Below are 21,937 nucleotides of genomic sequence, written 5' to 3'. Positions count from 1 at the left end.
CCTCCCTTAGTTTTCTGCGCAGCGGCCCTCGTACCGAACCGCCGCTGCGACGGCCTTGACCCTCTCCGTCGCCCTGACGCTCCACGCCTCCCCGTCGAGGTTTGAGGCGTGCAGCGTATCGCCCGCCCCCAGGGACCAGGTCCCGTCCCCGCTCACGACCTCCGTTGCCCCCTCAAAGCAGAAGATGAGCAGCTCCTCCGCTCCCGGCAGCGCGGCGGCCAGAGCCGCCGTCACGTCCGTCCTCAGGCCGGGGCCGCCCACGATGGGGATCATCGTCCCGGCGCATCGCCCCTTGCGCAGCATCAGGTTCAGGTCCACGACCTTCCCTCGGGCCTGCGTGGTGACTCCCCCGTCGAAGGCGTAGGGCTCGAACTCCGCGAAGTCCCGCCAGGTCGCGTCATCATGGGAGAGGCGCAGCAGGCCCCGAAGGGAGAGGATCACGCGGTTGTAGTCCGGCAGGCTGGTGTAGGTGCTCTCCTCCACCTCTGCCGTGGCGGAGCTGAAGCGCCACAGGAACTCCCTCTCGGCGTAAAGGCTGCCCTCCGGGGCGATCGCCAGCTCTGTCGTCCGCCCGCCGCTCCAGTCCGTCACGCGGTAGTCCGCTGGGTGAAGAAGTCTGATGCCGCGGCTCACTTTGTGATGCCCTCAACGAACTTCTTGATGAAGTAGATGGTCTGGGGCTGGTAGATGATGTCCACCAGGAAGGCCCCCACGATGGGCACGATCATGAAGGCCTTGCGGGACATGCCGTACTGCTCCGTCACCGCCGTCATGTTGACGATGGCGCTGGGCGTCGCGCCCAGCCCGTGGCCGCAGAGCCCCGCGCACATCACCGCCGCGTCGTAGTTGGAGCCCAGGATGCGGAAGACGACGAAGTAGGCGATGACGCACATGAAGACGAGCTGCGCCACCACGATCAGCAGCATGCCCCCCATGAGGTCCATGAGCTCCCAAAGGCGCAGGGTCATGAGGGCCAGGCCCAGGTAGAGATTCAGCATGACGTCGCCGATCTTGTCGCTCAGGGAGAAGCTGAACTTGTAAAACTGGAATTTCTCGTTCAGGTTGCGCAGGGCCACCGCCACGAACATGGCGCCCACGTAGTCCGGGAAGGACATGCCGAGGAGCTTGCCGATCCAACCGGACACCACCATGCCTAGGGCCATGCAGATGATGATGGCCGCCACGTTCTGAATGGTCTCAAGGCCCGTGAGCTTCACGCCCTCCGCGGCGTTGATGCTCTCGATCTCCGCGTAGCTGCCGTTGTCCTCCTGGGGCTTCAGGTTGTAGCGCACGATGAGGCGCCGTGCCAGGGGCCCTCCCACCATGACGCCTGAGATAAGGCCAAAGGTCGCCGCTGCCGCGCCAACGCCCATGGCGCCGGCGTAGCCCAGCTCCTCAAAGGTCCTGCCGTAAGCTCCGGCGGCGCCGTGGCCGCCGATCATGGAGATGGCGCTGGAGAGGAGCGCGTAGGGTGCGGGGAGGCCCACCGCGTCCCCCACCGTGATGCCGATAACGTTCTGGACAATGGAGATCACCCCGGCGCAGAGCCAGTAGAGGATCAGGAGCAGGCCGCCCTTCTTCAGCAGCTCAAAGCTGGCTCCCAGTCCCACCGTGGTGAAGAACGCCAGCATGAAGGGGGATTGAAAGGCGGAGTCGAACTTGAAGGCAAAGGTCCCCGTGTTGTGGCCGATGAAGGTGACGAACATGAAGAGGAATCCGCCGATGACCGGCGCCGGGATGCAGTACTTCTCCAGGAAGGGCACCTTCCGCTTGACCCGGTAGCCCAGCAGGAGCAGGACGCAGGCCATGGCCGTCGAGAAGACGGCGTTCTCGCTGATCGTGAAGACACCATCCACTACCTCAAAGCTCATATCAAGACCTCCTGTTTTTGTGGCATTGCCGTCCCATCAACCCAGCTTCGCGTGCCGGACGGGCACGGCCCCATGATCGGACGGAGCCGGGCACCCACTCCGTCCTCTTTCGCTCAACGCCCAAAGAAACGGTAGATACGGTAGAGCTTTTAGGGATAAAGTATCATTTTCATTTGACGTTTGTCAAGGCTGCCCGCCAGGTGACATTGACATTGAAGAATGGCCCCACCAGCGTTCCGCTCTTCGTGGCGTGACCTGCGGCCAAGCGTCGGGCGATAAGTGAAACGAGGGGCCGTCTCGACGGGACGGCCCCTCGGTTACGCTCGTTCCGTATGATGGCCCCATCCTTCTCTATTTCTTTTCTTTTAGGTTAATTTTGATCAATTCTTTTAAACTCAAAATTTGCCTTTTCTGGGGCCGGAAAGAGGGAGGCAAACCCTCCCTCCAGGAAAGCCATCGGTCCCCTGCCGCGCCGGGGGCCTGCGCCCGGCTCGCGGTTCCGGCCTGGGCGTCCCGCCTGTGATAACATAATGAAAGCATGGCGTTGGTTTTCAGGCGTTTTTGGGCAGTTGAGGGAGGACGGAGGCGATGGAGGATGAAGGGGTTGAGGACGCGGCGCGCGCTGCCGCTTCTGGCCGCCGCCTGTTTTTCCTGCGCGGGCTTGGCCGCCGGCGGTGCGGCTGCCGGCGTTGAAAAATTTGATGCTTTGACGCGAGGTGTTGTTCCGATGAATTTTGCGATGCGGTTTGAAGCCCCGGAGGCCATGGGGGATGGGACGGGCGGGGTGCCGGAGAGGCGGGACGTCCCGGAGGCCATGCGATGGGACCTGGAGGCGATCTATCCCTCCTTCGAGGCCTGGGAGAGGGCCTTCAGCGATCTGACGCCGAAGATCGACGCGCTGGCGGGCTTTGCGGGGCGGTTGGGCGAAGGGCCGAAGAAGCTTCTGGAGTACCTGAAGGCCGAGGAGGCCGTCTCTCTGGAGCTGGAGAAGCTCTACGTCTACGCCAACATGAAGAGCCACGAGGACCTGAGGGAGACACGCCCCATGGAGCTGGCCAGCCGCATCGAGGCGTTGTCCGCCAGGCACGGCGTGGTGACCGCTTTCTTTGCCCCTGAGGTCCTGGAGCTGCCCGAGGACGAGCTGCGGCGCTGGGTGCGGGGGGAGCCGGGGCTGAAGCTCTACGCCTTCTTCGTGGAGCGGCTGCTGCGGGAGCGGGAACACATCCTGCCCAGGGCGGAGGAGGCGCTTCTGGCCAGCGCCAGAGAGGCGACGGCGGCCCCGGAGAACGCCTTCTCGCTGTTGACGAACGCGGACCTGAAGTTCCCCACGATCCGGGATGAGGAAGGGCGCAGCGTCGAGTTGACGGAGGAGCGCTGGTACAAGCTCAGCCGCAGCCCCAGCCGGGACGTGCGCCGGGCGGCGTTCGAGGGCATCTACGGAACCTACGGTTCCTTCAAGAACGCCCTGGCCGCGCTCTACGCGGGGTCCGTGAAGGGCGACCTGTTCTACGCCAGGGCGCGGCGTTACAAGGACAGCCTGGAAGCGGCGCTCTTTGGCGACAACGTGCCCCGCAGCGTGTACGAGAACGTGGTGGACACGGCCGCTCGCTGCGCCCCCCTGATGCACCGCCTGGTGGCGCTGCGGAAACGGGCGCTGAAGCTCGACCGGCTGCACTATTACGACCTGAACGTCCCCATCGCCGAGGAACCGCGGGAGGACATCCCCTACGAGAGGGCCTGCCGGATGGTGGCGGAGGCCCTGGCCCCGCTGGGTGAGGACTACGTGGCGAACTTCAAGCGCGGTCTTGCGGAGCGCTGGATCGACGTCTACGAGAACCGGGGCAAGCGCAAGGGGGCCTACTCCTGGGGGTCCTACGCCACGCACCCCTACGTGCTGCTGAACTACAACGGAACCCTGAACGACGTCTTCACGCTGGCGCACGAGATGGGGCACTCCATGCACAGCTGGTACTCCCACAGGAACCAGCCCCAGGTCTACGGCGACTACACCATCCTCCTTGCGGAGGTGGCCTCGACGACGAACGAGGCGCTGCTCCTGGGGCACCTCCTGAAGACCGCCAAGACGGAGGAAGAGCGGAAGTGGCTCCTGAGCTACTACTACAACATGGTTCGGACGACCTTCTTCCGCCAGGCGATGTTTGCGGACTTCGAGCTTCAGGTCCATGCCCGCGCGGAGGAGGGGGGCGCCCTGACGCCGGAGTGGATGAGCGGCCTGTGGCGTGAACTGAACGAGAGGTGCTACGGGCCGGACATGGCCCCGGACGAACTTCTGTGGGTGGAGTGGGCCCGCATCCCGCACTTCTACAGCGCGTTTTACGTCTACAAGTACGTCACGGGCTTCACCGCGGCCAACGCCTTCGCCAGCGCCATCCTCGCGGGGGAACCGGGGGCCGTGGACCGCTACCTGACCTTTTTGAAGAGCGGCGGCAGCGACGAATCCCTGAACATCCTGCGGCGCGCCGGTGTGGACCTGACGAGCCGGGAGCCCTTCGACCGGACGATGAAGCTGTTTCAGGAACGGCTGGAGGAGGGGGAAAGGGTCTGGGGCCGATAGGGCCGGACCGATAGCGTCCATCGTTGTGCCGACGCTGCGGAGGTGGACAGCCCCCCTGGATTCACCCCCGGAGTTTTACGTAAATTTTGACGCAGACTGATGTTTTTCTGGACAAAACTTCAAGTTTTATATTATAATTAAGGTCCTTTCAGAACGACCTATCACCTCGTCTTATCAGTCCGAGGGCCGCGGCGTCTGGCGTTATGCCTCACTGCCGCGGCCCTTTCTTCGTTCTCCGATTCGTGCCCTTTTTGGGAAATAATACCAAATCGCGTTTAATATGGATTGCCTCCCCTGAAAGGGGAGGTGGTTCGCGTCAGCGAACCGGAGGGGTTGTTTCTCAGGCTCAACACCCCCCAGCCCCTTCGGGGCAGCCCCCCTTGCAGGGGGGCCTTTCTTGCCCTTTAGACGCAAATTAGTATAAGCGTAAAAAACCGTTGATCTTTACTGATTAATGACTTAATGACGGGAAGCCCGACTGCGGGGAGGCGCCAGCCGTTGTGCTCCCGGAGGCCGGAATGGAAACGAAGCGGGACCTCCCGTCGCTCAGGTCCGGCAATCGGTTGGCCTGGCGTGGAGGTCCCGCGTTGGGGAGGTCGGGTGAGGGAAAGCGAACGGCGCCGCTGCCGCTTTTCTTCAGCGAGCGCGGCACGGGCCTGTGACGGGGCGCCTCACGGAGGGGCGCCCTCGTCGCGCCACGCCAGGACCGTTCCGCAGGCCGCCATCTCGGAGAGCGCCGCGGCCAGCCCCGCCGCGCGCGAGCGCGGGACGCGGGTGTGGACCAGGACTTCCTCGCCGTAGGTCCACTGCGCCTCCTCCCCGGCGCCCCAGTCCTCCAGGAGGCGGGTCACCGGGCCGATGGCGGGATAGGGGAGGCGCACCGAGAGGGGGCGCGACAGGACACGCCGCACGGGACAAGCAGCGGCTACGGCCAGGTCCGCCGCGCCGCTGTAGGCCTCGATGAGCCCACGAACGCCCAGTTTGATGCCGCCGAAGTAGCGCGTCACGACGACGAGGAGGTTCACCATGCCGGAGCGCTTCAAGGCCCCCAGGATGGGGCGTCCCGCCGTCCCTGAGGGCTCTCCGGCGTCGCTGCTGAACTCGACCGCCGGGTCCGGGCCCAAGAGGCAGGCCCAGCAGTTGTGGGTCGCGTCGCGGTGCGCGGCCTGCACCCGGGCCAGGGCGGTCCGGGCCTCCCCCTCGCTGCGGCAGGGGTCGAGTCGGGCGATGAAGATCGAGCGCCGGACCTTCGTCTCGGCCTCCGCCGACGACAGGGGCTCCAGGTACTCGTCCGGAACGGTTCTTCCGGGCACGTCAGACCATCATCTCCTCGTTCCACACCGTCCGCAGGCGGCGGTAGGTGTCCTCGATGGCCTCGGACACCACGCGCGTCTCGGAGAGCACGGGCATGAAGTTGCAGTCGCCCGTCCAGCGCGGAACGATGTGGCGGTGCAGGTGCCCGGCCACGCCGGCGCCCGCGGGCTTCCCCAGGTTCATGCCCAGGTTGAAGCCGTCCGGGTGCATCAGCTTGCCCAGCACCTTCACCGCGTGGGCGGTGAAGCGGTGCATCTCCCGCACCTCCTGCTCGGTCAGGGACTGGTAGTCGCTGGTGTGCCGGAAGGGGAGCACCATCATGTGCCCGGGGTTGTAGGGGTAGAGGTTCATGATCACGTAACAGGCTTCGCCGCGGTGCAGGATGAAGCGTTCCTCGTCCCGGCGCTCCGCCGGGAAGGCGCAGAAGATGCAGCCCTCCCCTTCGGGTTTGGGAGCGCTGATGTAGTCCATTCGCCACGTCGCATAGAGCTGCTGCATGTTCGTCACTCCTTTGCTTCTTCGTCAGGCCGGCGGCCCTCAAGGGGACCGGCTCGTTCTTCAGGGCGTAAACCTATTCTAACAGATGGGGCGTCCCGTCCGCTATAATTTAATTACAGGAAGCAGGAAGGGGGAGATCGTCACGCTGCTCGAACGCGAACGAAACGCCGTCGTGGAGTACGGCCGCAGGCTGGTGGAGCGCGGCCTCACGCGGGGCACGGGGGGAAACGTCAGCGTCCTGAGCCGGGAGAGGCGGCTGTTTGCCGTCAGTCCCTCCGGCATGGACTACTTCGAGACGAGGCCGGAGGACGTGGTGGTCCTGGACATGGAAGGGAACGTCGCGGACGGAGCCCGCAGGCCCTCCAGCGAGGTGGAGATGCACCGCCTGATCTACCTCGAACGGGAGGACGTCGGGGCCGTCGTGCACACCCACTCCGTCTACGCCACGGCCGTCTCCTGCACGCGGGAGGCCCAGGCGGGGGGGCTGCCGCCCGTGCACTGCGCGGCAGCCCTGGCCGGCGGCGACGTGCGCTGCACGGCCTACTACCCCTTTGGCACCCGGGAGCTGGCGGAGGCGGCCTGTGAGGGGATGCGGGGACGCTTTGCGGTGCTGCTGGGGAACCATGGCGTCCTGGCCGCAGGGTCGGACGTTGGCCATGCCTTCGCCCTGGCGGAACAGTTGGAGTTCGCCTGCGAGGTTTTGGTCCACGCGGCGGCCGTCGGCACGCCGGCGCTGCTCTCCTCCTCGGACCTGCTGGCTGCGCGGGAGAGGTTCCGCGACTATGGACAGGGACGCCGCGAGTAGCTTCTGGGACGGGGCACTGCTGCCCGATGGGACGCCGGAGGGCCAGCGTGCGGCGGTCACGTCCTCCGACGGCCTCATCACGGTGGGGGCCGGGGCCGGGACAGGCAAGACCTGGGTCCTTTCCAACCGCTACGCGCGCCTGCTCCTGACGGACGCGGACTGCCTGCCCTGCGACATCCTGACCCTGACCTACACGGACGCCGCCGCCGGGGAGATGCGCCGCCGCATCGAGGATCGCGTCCGTGCCCTGATGGACGTGCCGGACGCCCCCGTCAGTCAGGAGCGTCGTCGGGAGGTTCTGGAGGGCTTCAGCGAGGCGTGGATTTCGACGATCCACGCCTTTGCCGCCCGCCTCGTCCGGGAGTCGGGGCTGGCGCTGGACGTCGATCCGCGCTCCGCCGTGGTCTCCGGACCTCAGACGGAGCGCTTCTGGGCGCGGGTGCGCGACGCCCTGGAGGAGGCCGGCCTGGGAGAGCTGGCCGACGCCTGCGGGAGCTCCCATCTTCGGGCTGTTGCCCGCGAGCTGGACCAGGACCCGCTGATCTCCGCCGCCGTGGGACGATGGGGGGCCGAGGCGCTGAAGGACCTGGCGCGGGAGGCGGCGGAGCTCCACGCGGACCTGGGGCACCGCTGGGAGGACATGATGCGCTGGGGCGATGAGGCTCTGAGGGAGGACGACCCCCAGGCGCGGGCGGCGGGCCGGGAGGTCCTGGCGCTGCTGCGCCTCTCGTGGCGCCGTGCCTGGGCGACGTGGCGCGACGTCTTCGACGCCCTGGCGGAGGACATCCGCGCCGCGGGGGCGGCGGCTCAGGCCAGCGGCAGGAACGTCCCCGACCGGCTCCTGATGGAATTCATGGAGCGCTGGGAGGGTCGGCTGTCGGGGCCGGAGGCGGCGGACGACGAGCTCCGCACCTTCTACCTGGAGGTCATGGATCGGGAGCGCCTCAAGGGTGGGAACAGCGGCCTGTTGAAGAAGGTGAAGGAAGTGCTGGGGACGACGCTTGGCGCGTGGCAGGAGGCGGAGGAGGACGAGGGGACCCCGGCGCTCTCCGCCCCGTCGCCGGACGCGCCCCTGCCGGAGCCGGAACGGCTCATGCGGTCCGCCCTGCTTCGGTTCTGCGCGGCGGCCTGGGGGCTGTGGGACGCGGAGCGCCGCCGGCGGGGCCTGCTCTCCTTCTCCGACATGATCCTTCAGGCCAGGGCGGCCGTGGAGTCCGGGAAGGCCCAGCGGACCTTCCGCCACATCCTGGTGGACGAGTTTCAGGACACGGACCCGCTGCAGTTTGGCATGATCGAGACGCTGCGGCATGAGGGCGTGCGTTCGCTCTTCGCCGTCGGGGACCCCAAGCAGTCGATCTACGGCTTCCGCCACGCGGAACCCTCCCTGTTCGCCGAGGCCATCGGCCGGGCGGACGCGCGGGTGACGCTGGACGTCAGCTTTCGGACGCGGGGAGCGCTCCTGACGCGGCTCAACGACCTCTTTGCCCATATTTGGCGCGACGGGCTGGGGACCTCGGAGGCGATGTCGCGCCTCGAGTTCGAGCCCCTGTCTCCGGCGGGGTCCGGAGAGCGGGGAGCCGGGACGACGGCACCCTTCTCCGTCCTGCTGGCGGTGAAGGAGGGGCGCGCGGTCCTGGGGGCCCGAAGGCGACTGGCCGGGGCGCTGGCCCGCCGCGTGGCCCGCTGGGTGGAGGAGGGCCGCACCGTGTGGGACAAGGGGCTGAACGCCCTCCGCCCCCTGCGGTACGGGGACTTCGCCGTCCTGGCGCGGACGCGGGGAAGCCACGAGCTCCTGGAGGACGCCTTCGCCGCGGCGGGGGTCCCCGCCGTGCAGGACCGCAGCCGGGACTACTTCAGCCGCGGGGAGGTGACGGACGTGATCTGCCTCCTGCGCGCGGCGGAGGACTGGGAGGACGGCGCGGCCGTGTTCGGCTGGCTGATGTCGCCCTTCTCCGGCGTCCCGATCGACGAGGCCCGGCGCTGCCTCGAGCGGATCGGAGGGACGCTCCGGACCGGACGAGGGGTCATGGAAGCCCTGAAGGAGGCGCTTCCCGATGCGGCCGCCCGCCTGGAGAGGACCTCCCTCATCGGCCGGAGGAACGGTCCCGCGGCGATCCTGTCCCCCCTGGACCGGGACCGGCGCTGGCTGGCGAACCTCCCTGAGAAGGAGAGGCTGCGCGCGCTGAGGAACGTCCGCCGGGCCGTGGCCATCGCGCGCTCCTTCCAGCGGGGGAGCGCCTCCAGCCTGGCCGCCTGCGCGGACTGGATGGACCGCGCACTGCGCCGCGGCGTGGACATGGAGGAGCCGGCCTGGCACGGCGAGGGCGTGAACGCCGTCCTGCTGTCCACGGTCCACGCCTCTAAGGGGCTGGAGTACCCCGTGGTGGCGATCTTCGACACCGCGAAACGGAGGAGGCCCCGCACGCTCTGCCCGTCGCGGACGCTGGGCGCGGCCTTCGCGGACCTGCCGGACGAGCTGTCCGCGTCCCGGCCCTCTGCCCGTGAGCCCCTGAGCATGGCCTGGGAACGGGCGCTGACGCGCCAGGGCGAGAGGGAGGAGGACCTGCGCCTCCTCTACGTGGCGGCGACCCGGGCGCAGGACTCCCTGATCCACTGCGGCCTCGTGACGTTCGGGAAAGAGGGGAGCGCGCCGGCGGAGAAGGGAGGCTGGACGAGCATCGTGCTGGACTGGATGCAGGGGCGCGGCGACTGCGGCCCGGACCTGACGGGCCCTGACGTGGAGCTGATCCCCTCCGGCGATGGGGCCCAGCCCGCTGGAAAGCCCCAGCGGGCCGTGCCGACGCCGGCCCCCGTCGCTGTGGCGCGTCCGGATTCGGGGACGAGGGAGCTGGCGGTCCTGTCCGCCACGTCCTTCTCCCTGATGGAGTGGTGTCCTCTGGCCTGGCGGCGGCGCTACCGGCAGGGGCTGGACCTGGCCTGGGAGGCGCCGCGGGGCGCGGCGGAGGAGGACGGGCGCGGCGGGTCGGACCTGGGCAGTCTGGCGCACTGGATCCTGGCGCGGTGGCCCTCCGCGGAGGGCGACGCCGAGGCGGAGCTGGAACGCTGGCTGACGGACCCCAGGGCGCTGCGGTCCCTGCCGACGCTGCTTCGGGACGTGTGGCGGGAGGAGGAAAACCGAAACGCCCTTCGCCCGTGGCTCCTGCACTTTGTCGGCTCCGAGGCTGGGGTCATGGTGCGGGGCGCGCTGCCCCTTGGGGCGCGACGGGAGGCGGGCTTCAGGGTGGAGGTGGGGGGGCTGGCCCTCTCCGGGGCCATGGACGTGGTGTGGCGCGAGGGGGAGATCTGGCGCGTTCTGGACTACAAAGTCACGCTGATGCAAAACGCTCCGGAGGAGCTCTATAGCGCGCAGTTGGACCTCTACGCCCTGGCGGCTCGGAAGGGCGCGGAGCTGGCCGGGGCGCCCTGCAGACGGGTGGAGGCGGGGCTCGTGTTCCTGAGGGAGAGGAGTCCCCTGCGGATGCGGAAGGTCGAGGACTGGGAGGCGATCGAGGGCCGCGTGCGTGCCGCGGCCCGTCTGGGGGCCGTGCGGGACCTGCCTCCGCGGGAGGAGCACTGCCCGCGGTGCCCATGGCGGTCCTCCTGCCCGGCGGCCCGGTGAAATTATAGCGCGAATGTGGGGGGGCGGTGCGCCGCCCCCCTTGCTATCAGGCGCCGCTGCGGCCCGGCTGACTACCTTTTCGGCAGGGCCCGTTCCAGCGCCTTCCAGAGCAGCCACGCGGCCACAGCGGACAGGAGGTACTTCGCGCCCAGGGTGGGAGCGTTGTAGAGGAGGGAGTAGACCCAGGGGTTCTGCCCCTTGGGCGCGTACTGGGCGAAGAAGATGGCCCCCGCCACGACGTGGCAGCCCGTCTGGGCCAGGAACCCCAGCACCAGGCCCATCGCCTGCCCCAAGGGCTTCTTGCAGGAGAAGGCTGCGGCGAGGCCCGTCATGGCGTAGGCCAGGGGATACTCCAGCACGACCTGCACGGGGTGGACGATGTAGCCGCCCAGCAGGACCTTGACGACGCCGGCCAGCGCTCCGGCCGCGACGCCCCACCTCAGGCCCCTGCGCCAGGCGAAGATGAAGAGCGGTGCCAGCCCCGCGTCGACGGAGCCGCCGTTCGGCAGGGCGAACAGGTTGACCTTGGACAGGACGACGGCGAGGGCGATGCAGAGGGCCCCCTCGACCATGGCTGCCGTAGCGCTGCGGATGCTGGCTGCATTGGAATTGGACATGAAAAAACCTCCCAAACGTTGAGATATAGGGAACGTCCCAGTGGGAGGCATGATGGGCGCGGGGCATTGCGGGCTCCACGCACGACCGTCTTCCTACGCCGGCATTATCCGGGTCAGGTTCCAGGGTCGAGGCCCTGCGGCCTCCTCTCAGCGCTTGCTCCCCTGGGTCGTCCTTCATAATAGTACCTCGACGGGCGGGTTTGTCAAGGAGTTCTGTCCCTTCCTACGAATCCGGATCGTTCCGCATTGCCCTTGCTGGGTGACCATGCCAAGCGGGACATACGATCATCCTGGAAATGCGTAAAAAAGCGCAAATCCCCTTTCGCCTCGGCTACTAGGGTCGTTCGACAGTCCGGGTGCTTTCATCCCCGGCAGATGCCGTATCGTCTCTCACATTTTCCCTTCCCACTTTGTTCAACTCGCCGGACCGTCCAGCCCTGGCATAACGTCGTGCCGCAGGAGCTCCAGCAGCGCTTCGCGTTCGTTCGGAACGCGTTCCTCGACGACTGCGTCCAGCAGTGCCCTGAGGGCTTTCCCGATACCGGGTCCGCGGTACCCCAGCTCCATGATGTCGCCGCCTCGCACGGCGAGGTCCTTCAAGGAGAAGCACGCGTTCTCCGCCTCCAGTTCCGCCAGGAGCTCCTCGAACCGAACGCAGGCCGCCATGGCCTTGCCGCACGTCTCCACCTTGTGCCCCGCGATGTCCGCCCGCCGCAGCGCCAGCAGGTCGTGGAAGACATCGACCCCGAGGTTCGACACCATGCGCCGCACCGTTCGGCGCGACGGGGTGTCCGTCAGGATGTCGCCGTGGTGCTCCACCAGCGTCACGACGCGCCGCCGTATCTCGTCGGAGAACCGTAGACGCGCCATGATATCTCTCGCAATCTCCGCGCTTCGCGCGGCGTGCCCGTAAAAGTGTCCTATGCCCGCTGCGTCGACAGTATAACACGCGGGCTTCCCCAAGTCGTGCAGCAGCGCCGCGAGCCGCAGGATCGGGACTGCCGGCGCTGCCTCCACGACGGCGATGGTGTGTTTCCAGACGTCGAGGTGGTGGTGACGGTTGTTCTGCCGGAACCCGACGGTCGGCGCGATCTCCGGGGCCGCGACGGACAGTACGTTCCAGAACTTGCGCAGCACAGGCCCGACGTGCACACCGCAGAGCATCTTCACCAGCTCCGCGCGCGTCCGCTCCACCGCGATGTCCCTTAGCAGGTCCTTCTCCATGTGCATGACGAGTGCCGTGTCGGGCTCGATGTCCCAACCGAACACGGCGGCGAACCGAAGCCCGCGGAGGATGCGCAGCCCGTCCTCTCGGAACCGTTCGGCCGGATCCCCGACCGCGCGCAACACTCCGGACCGGATATCGTTCGCGCCGCCGAACGGGTCGAGCAACCGGCCATCGGCATTGAGCGCCATAGCATTGACGGTGAAGTCTCGGCAGGCGAGGTCCTCCTCGATCGTCGCGGCACCGCCGCGGAACGTCGTTATCTCGACAGGCGTCCCGTCCACCGACGTCATGACGGTATCGTGCCGCAGTCCGGGCTTCGCGGCGAGGCGCCCGCCGAGGATGCTTCGGACGTGTTCCGGCGCCGCATTCGTGGCGATGTCCCAGTCCGACGGCGCGCAGTCGAGTATCGCCCGGACCGACGCGGGGTCGGACGGGTTCTGCGGGGTCCCGATCAACGGGACGAGGCTGTCGCGCACGCAGCCGCCGACTGGGTAAGCGTCGAACCCCGCGTGTCTCAACGCTGCGACGGCCTTCAGTGCGGCCGGTGTGATTTCCATATCCTTACTCCTTCCTCAGCTTTGAAAATGCAGGCGGGCTGCAGCCGTTCGGCGACGTCCGTCGTGCCCTGGATGGCAGACAGGATGTGTCCTCCATTCGCTTGTAGGCGTCGGGCGCCTCGTCCAGCGTGTCCTGCGATTCTGTGGGATGAAGGGAGACGGCGTGAGCCGTCTCCGTTTTTCCTGCACCGTGCCGCCGCCTGAGTTTTCAATCCAGCAGCCTCAGCAAACTCGTGAACGGAGGGCCTGCATCGGCCCTTCGTTCTCTTTTAATTTTGTCCGGCCTTGTCCTCCAGCAGCTTCAACGCCCCTGTGTCCTTGAGTTTTTCATTCTCCCGCGCGTAATCGAGGGCCGTTTTGCCCTCGTTGTCCTTTGCTTTCGCGTCCGCTCCAGCCTCCAGCAGTACAGTCAGGACTTCCGGGTTTGAGTTGTTTTGGGCCGCAGGCATCAACGGCGTCACTCCATCTTTGTTTTTGGCGTTGACGTCCGCTCCGGCTTCTATCAAGACCTTTAGGACTTCCGGGTGGGGGTTGTATCGGGCCGCAGCTATCAACGCCGTCGACCCATCTTCGCGTCTTGCGTTGACGTCCGCGCCGGCCTCCAGCAGCACCTTCAGAACTTCCGGGTTTGTGTTGTCTCGGGCCGCATACATCAACGGCGTCGACCCATTTTCACGTCTTGCGTTGACGTCCGCGCCGGCCTCCAGCAGCACCTTCAGGACTTCCGGGTTTTTGTTCTGTTCGGCCGCAGCCATTAACGGCGTCCACTCATCTTTGTCTTTGGCGTTGACGTCCGCGCCGGCTTCTATCAAGACCCTCAGGACTTCCGGGTGTGGGTTCCTGTACGCAGCAGCCATCAATGGCGTCGTTCCATCGGTGTTTTTGGCGTTGACGTCCGCGCCAGCCGCTATCAAAACCTTCAAGACTTCCGGGGTGTTATATCGGGCCGCATCTCTCAACGGCGTCGACCCATTTTCACGTCTTGCGTTGAGGTCCGCGCCGGCCTCCAGCAGCACCTTCAGGACTTCCGGGTTTTTGTTCTGTTCGGCCGCATGCATCAACGGCGTCAACCCATATCTGTTTTTGGCGTTGACGTCCGCTCCGGCCCCTATCAAGACCCTCAGGACTTCCGGGTTTTTGTTCTGTTTGGCCGCAAACATCAACGGCGTCCATGGCGTCCACCAATCTTCGTTTTTGGCGTTGACGTCCGCCCCGGCTTGAATCAATTGCCGTACCTTTTCGGGTTCCGCGTTGCCGGCTATCGCCAGCAGCTCTTCCGTCGGGGATGAATTCGTCCTTTCCTCCAGCAGCTTCAGCGCCTCTGTGTCCTTGAGTTTTTCATTCTCCAGCGCGTAATCGAGGGCTGTTTTGCCCACGTTGTTCTTTGCCTTCGCGTCCGCGCCAGCTTCTATCAAGACTTTCAGGACTTCCGGGTTTGTGTTATGCCAGGCAGCAGCCATCAACGGCGTCCACCCATCTTTGTTTTGGGCGTTGACGTCTGCTCCGGCTTCTATCAAGACCTTCAGGACTTCCGGGTTCGAGTTGTATAGGGCCGCAAACATCAACGGCGTCAAATCAAATTTGTTTTTGGCGTTGATGTCTGCTCCTGCCTCCATCAAGACCTTCAGGACTTCCGGGTTGGGATTGTTGCCTACCGCAAGCATCAACGGCGTCAACCCATCTTTGTTCTTCGCGTTGACGTCCGCTCCGGCTTCTATCAAGACCTTCAGGACTTCCGGGGTGTTCTTAATCGCCGCAAACATCAACGGCATCGACCCATCTTCATGTCTTGCGTTGATGTCCGCTCCAGCCTCCAGCAGCGTAGTCAGGACTTCTGGATTTGAGTTATTGTATGCCGCAAGCATCAATGGCGTCACTCCATCTTTGTTTTTGGCGTTGACGTCCGCTCCGTCCTGGATCAGCTGCCATACCTTTCCGGGTCCCGCGTTGCCGGCTATCTCCAGCAGCTCTTCCGTTTTTGTGTCTGCGGCGCCTGCCTGTCCCGCGAAAAGCGCCAGCAGCAACAAGAACAAAAAGACGAACCCTGAAACACTGCGAGTGTGTAAAGTAGACTTCTTCACCAACGTGCTCCTCTCCCTTCCAGTTTTGTTGCACCGTGCCGCCGTCTGCGTTTTCAATCCAGCGGCCTCAGCAAACTCGTGAACGAAGGGCCTGCGCCGGCCCTTCGTTTGCCCTTCATTTTCTTCAATTTTGTCCGGTCTTTTCCTCCAGCAGCTTCAGCGCCCCTGTGTCCTTGAGTTTTTCATTCTTCCTCGCGTAGTCGAGGGCCGTTTGACCCTCGTTGTTCTTTGCCTTCGCGTCCGCACCGGCCTCCAGCAGCACCTTCAGAACTTCCGGGTTTGAGTTGTTTCGGGCCGCAGGCATCAACGCCGTCACTCCATCTTTGTTTTTGGCGTTGACGTCCGCTCCGGCTTCTATCAAGACCTTCAGGACTTCCGGGGTGTTCTCACTCGCCGCAAGCATCAACGGCGTCCACCCGTCGTTACTTTTTGCGTTGACGTCCGCCCCGGCCTCTATCAAAACCTTCAGGACTTCCGGGTGTGGGTTCCTGTACGCAGCAGCCATCAACGGCGTCCACCCGTCGTTACTTTTTGCGTTGACGTCCGCTCCAGCCCTTATCAAGGCCCTCAGGACTTCCGGGGTTGAGTTATTTCGGGCCGCAAACATCAACGGCGTCAACCCATCTTTGTTCTTCGCGTTGACGTCCGCACCGGCCTCCAACAAGACCTTCAGGACTGCTGGATTTGAGTTATATCGGGCCGCAAACATCAATGGCGTCCACCCATCTTTCTGTTGGGCGTTGAGGTCCGCGCCGGCCTCCAACAAGACCCTCAGGACTTCCGGGTTTGAGTTGTTTCGGGACGCATGCATCAATGGTGTCAATCCATCTGTGTCTTTAGCGTTGAGGTCCGCGCCGGCCTCTATCAAGACCTTCAGGACTTCTGGGTGGGGGTTGTATCGGGCCGCATGCATCAACGGCGTCCACTCATCTTCGTCTTTTGCGTTGACGTCCGCTCCGGCTTCTATCAAGACCTTCAGGACTTCCGGGTTGGGATTGTTGCCTGCCGCAAACATCAATGGCGTCCACCCATCTTTCTGTTGGGCGTTGACGTCCGCTCCGGCCTCTATCAAAACCTTCAGGACTTCCGGGTTGGGATTGTTGTCTGCCGCAGCCATCAACGGCGTCGCTCCATCTTTGGTTTTGGCATTGACGTCCGCTCCGGCTTCTATCAAGACCCTCAGGACTTCCGGGTGTGGGTTCCTGTACGCAGCAGCCATCAACTGGGCGTTGACGTCCGCCCCGTCTTGAATCAGCTGCCGTACCTCCTCAGGGCCAGCTTTGCCGGCTATCTCCAGCAACTCTTCCGTTTTTGTGTCTGCGGCGCTTGCCTGTCCCGCGAAAAGCGTCAGCAGCAACAAGAACAAAAAGACGAACCCTGAAACGCTGCGAGTGTGTAAAGTAGACTTCTTCACCAACGTGCTCCTCTCCCTTCCAGTTTTGTTGCACCGTGTTGCCGCCTGCGTTTTCAATCCAGCGGCCTCAGCAAACTCGTGAACGAAGGGCCTGCATCGGCCCTTCGTTTGCCCTTCATTTTCTTCAATTTTGTCCGGTCTTTTCTTCCAGCAGCTTCAACGCCCCTGTGCCCTTGAGTTTTCCATTCCATCTCGCGCAGTCGAGGGCCGTTTTGCCCTCGTTGTTCTTTGCCTTCGCGTCCGCACCGGCCTCCAGCAGCACCTTCAGAACTTCCGGGTTTGTGTTATGTCCGGCCGCATGCATCAACGGCGTCAACCCATTTCTGTCTTTGGCGTTGACGTCCGCTCCGGCTTCTATCAAGACCTTCAGGACTTCCGGGGTGTTCTCAATCGCCGCAATCATCAACGGCGTCCACCCATATTCGTTTTTCGCGTTGACGTCCGCGCCGGCTTGAATCAATTGCCGTACCCTTTCGGGCCTCGCTCCGTCGGCTATCGCCAGCAGATCTTCCGTTTTTGTGTCTGTGGCGCTTGCCTGTCCCGCAAAAAGCGTCAGCGGCAACAGGAACAAAAAGACAAACCCAGAAACGCTGCGAGTGTGTAAAGTAGACTTCTTCACCAACGTGATCCTCTCCCTTCCAGTTTTGTTGCACCGTGCCGCCGCCTGCGTTTTCAATCCAGCGGCCTCAGCAAACTCGTGAACGAAGGGCCTGCGTCGGCCCTTCGTTTGCCCTTCATTTTCTTCAATTTTGTCCGGTCTTTTCCTCCAGCAGCTTCAACGCCGGTGTGTCCTTGAGTTTTTCATTCATTCTCGCGTAGTCGAGGGCCGTTTTGTCCTCATTGTTCTTCGTCTTCGCGTCCGCACCGGCCTCCAGCAGCGCCGTCAGGGCTTTGGGGTTGGGGTTGTGTTGGGCCGCATGCATCAACGGCGTCCACTCATCTTCGTCTTTTGCGTTGACGTCCGCTCCGGCTTCTATCAAGACCTTCAGGACTTCCGGGGTGTTTCCACTCGCCGCATGCATCAACAGCGTCGACCCATTTTTGTCTTTGGCGTTGACGTCCGCTCCGGCCTCCAGCAGCACCTTCAGAACTTCCGGGTTTGTGTTATGTCCGGCCGCATGCATCAACGGCGTCAACCCATTTCTGTCTTTGGCGTTGACGTCCGCTCCGGCTTCTATCAAGACCTTCAGGACTTCCGGGGTGTTCTCAATCGCCGCAATCATCAACGGCGTCCACCCATATTCGTTTTTCGCGTTGACGTCCGCGCCGGCTTGAATCAATTGCCGTACCCTTTCGGGCCTCGCTCCGTCGGCTATCGCCAGCAGATCTTCCGTTTTTGTGTCTGCGGCGCCTGCCTGCCCCCTGAAAAGCGTCAGCGGCAACAGAAACAACAAGACGAACCCTGAAACGCTGCGAGTGTGTAAAGTAGACTTCTTCACCAACGTGCTCCTCTCCCTTCCAGTTTTGTTGCACCGTGCCGCCGCCTGCGCTTTCAATCCAGCGGCCTCAGCAAACTCGTGAACGGAGGGCCTGCATCGGCCCTTCGTTTGCCCTTCATTTTCTTCAATTTTGTCCGGCCTTGTCCTCCAGCAGCCTCAGCGCCTCTGTGTCCTTGAGTTTTTCATTCATTCTCGCGTAGTCGAGGGCCGTTTGACCCTCGTTGTTCTTTGCCTTCGCGTCCGCACCGGCCTCCAGCAGCGCCTTCAGGACTTCCGGGTTGGGATTACTGCCTGCCGCAGCCATCAACGGCGTCGATCCATCTTTGTTTTTGGCGTTGACGTCCGCGCCAGCTTCTATAAAGACTTTCAGGACTTCCGGGTTGGGATTACTGCCTGCCGCAGCCATCAACGGCGTCGCCCCAACTTTGTTTTTGACGTTGATGTCCGCGCCAGCTTCTATAAAGACTTTCAGGACTTCCGGGTTTGTGTTATGCCAGGCAGCAGCCATCAACGGCGTCGCCCCAACTTTATTTTTGGCGTTGACGTCTGTTCCGGCCTCCAGCAGCACCTTCAGGACTTCCGGGTTTGAGTTATAGTACGCCGCAAACATTAATGGCGTCCACTCATCTTCGTCTTTTGCGTTGAGGTCCGCGCCGGCTGCTATCAAAACCTTCAGGACTTCCGGGTTTGAGTTATGTATGGCCGCAAACATCAACGCCGTTCCCCCATCTTTGTTTTTTGCGTTGAGGTCCGCGCCGGCTGCTATCAAAACCTTCAGGACTTCCGGGTTTGAGCTATGTTGGGCAGCAGCCATCAACGGCGTCCCCTCATCTTTGTTTTTGGCATTGAGGTCCGCGCCAGCCTCTAGCAGCGCAGTTAGTGTTTCTGGGGTGTTCTTACTTGTTGCAAGCATCAACGGCGTCACCCCATCTTCCTCTTTGGCGTTGACGTCTGCGCCGGCTTCCAGCAAGATCTTCAGGACTTCCTGGGTTGTGTTATATCGGATCGCAAGCATCAACGGCGTCCACCCATCTTCGTCTTTAGCGTTGAGGTCTGCGCCGGCCTCCAGCAAGATCTTCAGGACTTCTGGGTTGGAGTTGTATCGGGCAGCAGCCATCAACGGTGTCCCTCCATCTTCGTCTTTAGCGTTTAGGTCCGCGCCGGCCTCCAGCAAGATCTTCAGGACTTCTGGGTTGGAGTTATATCGGGCAGCAGCCATCAACGGCGTCCACCCATCTTTCTGTCTTTCGTCGACATTCACGCCAGCCCTTAGCAAGACCCTCAAGATTTCCGGGTTTGTGTTATTGTACGCAGCAACTATCAACGGCGTCCCCCCACCTGTGTTTTTAGCGTTGAGGTCCGCGCCGGCTGCCATCAAAACCTTCAGGACTTCCGGGTTTGAGCTGTCTTGGGTCGCAATCATCAACGGTGTCCACCCATCTTTGTCTTTGGCATTGACGTCTGCACCAGCCTCTATCAAACCCTTCAGGACTTCCGGGTTGGGATTGTTGCCTGCCGCAATCATCAAGGGCGTCGTTCCAGTGTCGTTTTTGGCGTTGACGTTCGCCCCGTCTTGAATCAACTCCATACCTCCTCAGGCCCCGTTGTGCCGTCTATCCTCAGCAGTGCTTCCCTTTGTACAGCGCTTACCCGTCCCGCGAAAAGCGTCAGCAGCAACAGAAACAACAAGACGAACCCTGAAACGCTGCGAGTGCGTAAAGTAGACTTCTTCACCAACGTGCTCCTCTCCCTTCCAGTTTTGTTGCACCGTGTTAATATCTGCGTTCACCAGTCGTCATCTTGCCTGCGATACGGCGTCGTCGCCTGTCCCGCGAAGAACGAGAACACCGCGCCGAACAGGCTGAGGACGACGAAAATAGAGATGAACGATACGGCGATGAACAGCATGAACAGATTCGCGTTCTTCCTGTGTCCGATGACGATACAGGCGAGCGTGTTCGCCCCGCAGACGACCATCGCCACAAACGCCGCCGCGCCGTAGAACAAATAGTGGTTTTCGAAGTCCATTGGGCTCACGAACGATTTGAAGACACCCGGCCCGCCGTTGTAGAACAGCAGGAACCCCAGCCCCCAGAACGCCAGCGCCGCAAAGACCTTGAGCCAGTGCCTCGCCTCGGCGTCGTCATGCGTCGCCTCGTTCGTGTCCTCCGTCGCTTCACCGACGATGGTTTCCTCATCCTCCCGCTCCAGCTCGTCTTGCGTGTTTTGCATCTACCCCACCCCTTCCGTTTGATGTCCGGCCCCTTTCGGTCCAGTATGTTTTGACTATCAAATCTTTGGTTGCTTGCCGCGGTCTTTTGTCCTTCACGTTCCGGCCCCATTGGGGGCGCCGCGGCGCGGCGTGGTCTTCAGGGTATCATCAGCTCCGGTCCATCCTCAGTTTCTTCCGGCATGGGCGGCGCCGGTTCGGCGTCCTGATCCGGAAACTCCCTCAGCACCTTGTAGATCAGACTGACCGATATATTCAGTTGCCGCGCGATATCCCGCACGGATGCGTCGCGGCGCAGGTGCTCCCGTATCGCTTCCGCCATTTCTCTATTTGCCATTCGGGGACGTCCGCAGTGCGTTCCGCGCTGTCGGGCCGCCCGCATCCCTGCACGGACCCGCTCCCGTACGTTCTCCCGCTCGAGATCGGCGATGGTGTCCAGTATCCCAAACAGCGCCCTGCCCTGCGGCGTCGAACTGTCCACGGCGTCCGTGATCGAGCGTACCGTCACATCGCGATCCAAGAGGTCGAACACGGTGGTGATCAGGTCCAGGATGGATCGTCCCAGACGGTCCATCTTCCAGACGACCAGGATGTCCCCCTGTCGCAGACGCTCCCGCAGCTTCTCAAACTCCGGACGCCGCGATATGCGGGTAGAACCCGTTATCGTGTCGCTGTAGATGTTCTCCTCCGGAATACCGGCGCTCACCAGCGCGTCCCGCTGCACATCGACCGTCCGGTCGCCCGTAGAGATACGCATGTACCCGTAGACCATCTCACACCTCCAATTTATACATACCTTTTATGCACATTATAATGTTGTTGTGGCAGGCGGTCAATCGCCCTACATAAACGGGCTCCTCGCTGGAAGGAGTGGATGGCTTATAAAAGGCACCCGTTATGACATTTTTAGCACATTTTTAGCATATTTATGAAGGACATCGAACTGTTTCAAATGGCGCTTGACATACCGTCGCCGTGGTTTGTCGAATCCCTGGAGTTGGCCCCTGCAGCTAAGAGGCTTGATATCCACCTGGACTTTCAAAAGGGCTCTAAATTCACCTGCCCCGAGTGCGGGGCAGAGGAGCGGAAAGTTCACGATACCGCTAACGCTTTGATGTGCAATGTTTAAAATGCGAACTGAAAAACACAGGACCATCGCGCAGCAGTATAGGTTAACGAAAAAGATTCCCATCTTGAAACCACTTCAAAGCTAAGCCCTTTTGGCGTAAGGCAAAGCGATATTACCGTTGACACTAAGTGATAATACACAAGATCAACGCCCAGCATTGTTAACACAGACAATATCCTTATCAGTTTCTTTCGGCGAAAAATACGTTCAAAAACGAACCCATTAAAATAATAACCTGAAATATAGCACATCGACATACCGATAAGCGTGAATAAAAAATACAAAACAAATATAATCGAGTTATTTTCTTTGTAGATGTATAACGCTGCAAAATACTCTAAAAAACTAATCAAAATTATAGAAAAAAATGATAGCCAACGCTCTTTTGAGAAAATGACTTTATCAGTTACATTGGCTTTGTTGTTCATTTTTCTTTCACCTGTATTTTACGAGGTTTATTCATTTGCTAAGGAATCTCTACAAAACACAGCGCGAAACGTTCCTTTGTCCGGGCCGCCTCGTGCGCCTGCCCTTCAGGGGCGACACTTCTTCTTCCCACG

17 protein-coding genes and 1 riboswitch are annotated in these 21,937 nt (G+C 62.6%); of the genes, 4 read left to right on the top strand and 13 right to left on the bottom strand.

Annotation, left to right across the window (positions count from 1 at the left end; genetic code table 11):
- Positions 1 to 6: 6 nt before the first annotated feature.
- Together ACK28C_RS03850 and gltS are read right to left on the bottom strand one after the other, a co-directional pair.
- Entirely contained in the window at positions 7 to 633 is a 627-nt protein-coding gene (locus ACK28C_RS03850; protein ID WP_409152462.1) for a HutD family protein, read from the bottom strand.
- Positions 630 to 1,871, bottom strand: a complete 1,242-nt coding sequence (gltS, locus tag ACK28C_RS03845; RefSeq protein WP_015556032.1) for a sodium/glutamate symporter — start codon at positions 1,869 to 1,871, stop codon at positions 630 to 632. The genes ACK28C_RS03850 and gltS overlap by 4 nt, the downstream gene beginning before the upstream one ends.
- Before the next feature lie 595 nt (positions 1,872 to 2,466).
- Here gltS and pepF point away from each other — a divergent pair.
- A complete protein-coding gene (pepF, locus tag ACK28C_RS03840) occupies positions 2,467 to 4,446 on the top strand; it encodes an oligoendopeptidase F (protein ID WP_015556033.1) in 1,980 nt (659 codons plus the stop codon).
- A gap of 671 nt (positions 4,447 to 5,117) precedes the next feature.
- Here the strand turns inward: pepF and ACK28C_RS03835 are convergent.
- Together ACK28C_RS03835 and ACK28C_RS03830 are read right to left on the bottom strand one after the other, a co-directional pair.
- Positions 5,118 to 5,759 carry a YigZ family protein gene (locus ACK28C_RS03835; protein WP_243440563.1) on the bottom strand — a complete coding sequence of 214 codons (642 nt, stop codon included), beginning with the start codon at positions 5,757 to 5,759 and terminating at the stop codon, positions 5,118 to 5,120.
- 1 nt (position 5,760) lies between these two features.
- A complete protein-coding gene (locus tag ACK28C_RS03830) occupies positions 5,761 to 6,258 on the bottom strand; it encodes an HIT domain-containing protein (protein WP_015556034.1) in 498 nt (165 codons plus the stop codon).
- Positions 6,259 to 6,343: 85 nt separating this feature from the next.
- Here ACK28C_RS03830 and ACK28C_RS03825 point away from each other — a divergent pair, with 85 nt between their 5' ends.
- Together ACK28C_RS03825 and ACK28C_RS03820 are read left to right on the top strand one after the other, a co-directional pair.
- Positions 6,344 to 7,063, top strand: a complete 720-nt coding sequence (locus ACK28C_RS03825) for an L-fuculose-phosphate aldolase (RefSeq protein ID WP_015556035.1) — start codon at positions 6,344 to 6,346, stop codon at positions 7,061 to 7,063.
- Positions 7,041 to 10,682, top strand: a complete 3,642-nt coding sequence (locus tag ACK28C_RS03820) for an exodeoxyribonuclease V subunit beta (protein ID WP_015556036.1) — start codon at positions 7,041 to 7,043, stop codon at positions 10,680 to 10,682. Before ACK28C_RS03825 ends, ACK28C_RS03820 begins: the two co-directional genes overlap by 23 nt.
- A gap of 71 nt (positions 10,683 to 10,753) precedes the next feature.
- On the opposite strand, the gene thiT is transcribed toward ACK28C_RS03820, so the two are convergent.
- The 9 genes from thiT to ACK28C_RS03775 form a co-directional block, all read right to left on the bottom strand.
- Positions 10,754 to 11,299, bottom strand: coding sequence for an energy-coupled thiamine transporter ThiT (gene thiT / locus ACK28C_RS03815; protein ID WP_015556037.1), 546 nt, complete (start codon positions 11,297 to 11,299; stop codon positions 10,754 to 10,756).
- Positions 11,300 to 11,370: 71 nt separating this feature from the next.
- Positions 11,371 to 11,473, bottom strand: a riboswitch (TPP riboswitch).
- Between the two features lie 240 nt (positions 11,474 to 11,713).
- Complete coding sequence (locus ACK28C_RS03810) at positions 11,714 to 13,084, bottom strand: CCA tRNA nucleotidyltransferase (RefSeq protein WP_015556038.1); 1,371 nt, start codon at positions 13,082 to 13,084, stop codon at positions 11,714 to 11,716.
- Positions 13,085 to 13,353: 269 nt separating this feature from the next.
- Positions 13,354 to 15,117: an ankyrin repeat domain-containing protein gene (locus ACK28C_RS03805; protein WP_409152461.1), complete on the bottom strand. Its 1,764-nt coding sequence runs from the start codon at positions 15,115 to 15,117 to the stop codon at positions 13,354 to 13,356.
- 172 nt (positions 15,118 to 15,289) lie between these two features.
- A complete protein-coding gene (locus ACK28C_RS03800) occupies positions 15,290 to 16,465 on the bottom strand; it encodes an ankyrin repeat domain-containing protein (RefSeq protein ID WP_409152460.1) in 1,176 nt (391 codons plus the stop codon).
- Between the two features lie 238 nt (positions 16,466 to 16,703).
- A complete protein-coding gene (locus tag ACK28C_RS03795) occupies positions 16,704 to 17,198 on the bottom strand; it encodes an ankyrin repeat domain-containing protein (RefSeq protein WP_409152637.1) in 495 nt (164 codons plus the stop codon).
- A gap of 124 nt (positions 17,199 to 17,322) precedes the next feature.
- On the bottom strand, positions 17,323 to 18,018 hold the full coding sequence (locus tag ACK28C_RS03790) for an ankyrin repeat domain-containing protein (RefSeq protein WP_409152636.1): 696 nt from the start codon (positions 18,016 to 18,018) through the stop codon (positions 17,323 to 17,325).
- Between the two features lie 124 nt (positions 18,019 to 18,142).
- On the bottom strand, positions 18,143 to 19,600 hold the full coding sequence (locus ACK28C_RS03785) for an ankyrin repeat domain-containing protein (protein ID WP_409152459.1): 1,458 nt from the start codon (positions 19,598 to 19,600) through the stop codon (positions 18,143 to 18,145).
- A gap of 203 nt (positions 19,601 to 19,803) precedes the next feature.
- Positions 19,804 to 20,250 carry a hypothetical protein gene (locus tag ACK28C_RS03780; RefSeq protein ID WP_015556040.1) on the bottom strand — a complete coding sequence of 149 codons (447 nt, stop codon included), beginning with the start codon at positions 20,248 to 20,250 and terminating at the stop codon, positions 19,804 to 19,806.
- A 137-nt stretch (positions 20,251 to 20,387) separates the two neighbouring features.
- The gene (locus tag ACK28C_RS03775; protein WP_015556041.1) at positions 20,388 to 21,020 is read right to left on the bottom strand and encodes a recombinase family protein; all 633 of its coding nucleotides are present in this window, start codon (positions 21,018 to 21,020) and stop codon (positions 20,388 to 20,390) included.
- A gap of 156 nt (positions 21,021 to 21,176) precedes the next feature.
- Between ACK28C_RS03775 and ACK28C_RS03770 the strand changes: the two genes are divergently transcribed.
- Entirely contained in the window at positions 21,177 to 21,377 is a 201-nt protein-coding gene (locus ACK28C_RS03770; protein ID WP_208872597.1) for a hypothetical protein, read from the top strand.
- The last annotated feature ends 560 nt before the right edge of the window (positions 21,378 to 21,937 follow it).

This window comes from Fretibacterium fastidiosum, from assembly GCF_964642095.1.
GTDB classification, from domain to species: Bacteria; Synergistota; Synergistia; order Synergistales; family Aminobacteriaceae; genus Fretibacterium; species Fretibacterium fastidiosum.
Note: the sequence above shows the minus strand (reverse complement) of the source record. Positions and strands in the feature narration are given on the sequence as shown.

Bases quoted from the DNA above. Each gene is read 5' to 3' on its own strand.
- gltS (WP_015556032.1), bottom strand. From the start codon at position 1,871: ATGAGCTTTGAGGTAGTGGATGGTGTCTTCACGATCAGCGAGAACGCC.
- pepF (WP_015556033.1), top strand. From the start codon at position 2,467: ATGAAGGGGTTGAGGACGCGGCGCGCGCTGCCGCTTCTGGCCGCCGCC.
- ACK28C_RS03830 (WP_015556034.1), bottom strand. From the start codon at position 6,258: ATGCAGCAGCTCTATGCGACGTGGCGAATGGACTACATCAGCGCTCCC.
- ACK28C_RS03825 (WP_015556035.1), top strand. From the start codon at position 6,344: ATGGGGCGTCCCGTCCGCTATAATTTAATTACAGGAAGCAGGAAGGGG.
- ACK28C_RS03820 (WP_015556036.1), top strand. From the start codon at position 7,041: ATGGACAGGGACGCCGCGAGTAGCTTCTGGGACGGGGCACTGCTGCCC.
- thiT (WP_015556037.1), bottom strand. From the start codon at position 11,299: ATGTCCAATTCCAATGCAGCCAGCATCCGCAGCGCTACGGCAGCCATG.
- ACK28C_RS03810 (WP_015556038.1), bottom strand. From the start codon at position 13,084: ATGGAAATCACACCGGCCGCACTGAAGGCCGTCGCAGCGTTGAGACAC.
- ACK28C_RS03780 (WP_015556040.1), bottom strand. From the start codon at position 20,250: ATGCAAAACACGCAAGACGAGCTGGAGCGGGAGGATGAGGAAACCATC.
- ACK28C_RS03775 (WP_015556041.1), bottom strand. From the start codon at position 21,020: ATGGTCTACGGGTACATGCGTATCTCTACGGGCGACCGGACGGTCGAT.
- ACK28C_RS03770 (WP_208872597.1), top strand. From the start codon at position 21,177: ATGAAGGACATCGAACTGTTTCAAATGGCGCTTGACATACCGTCGCCG.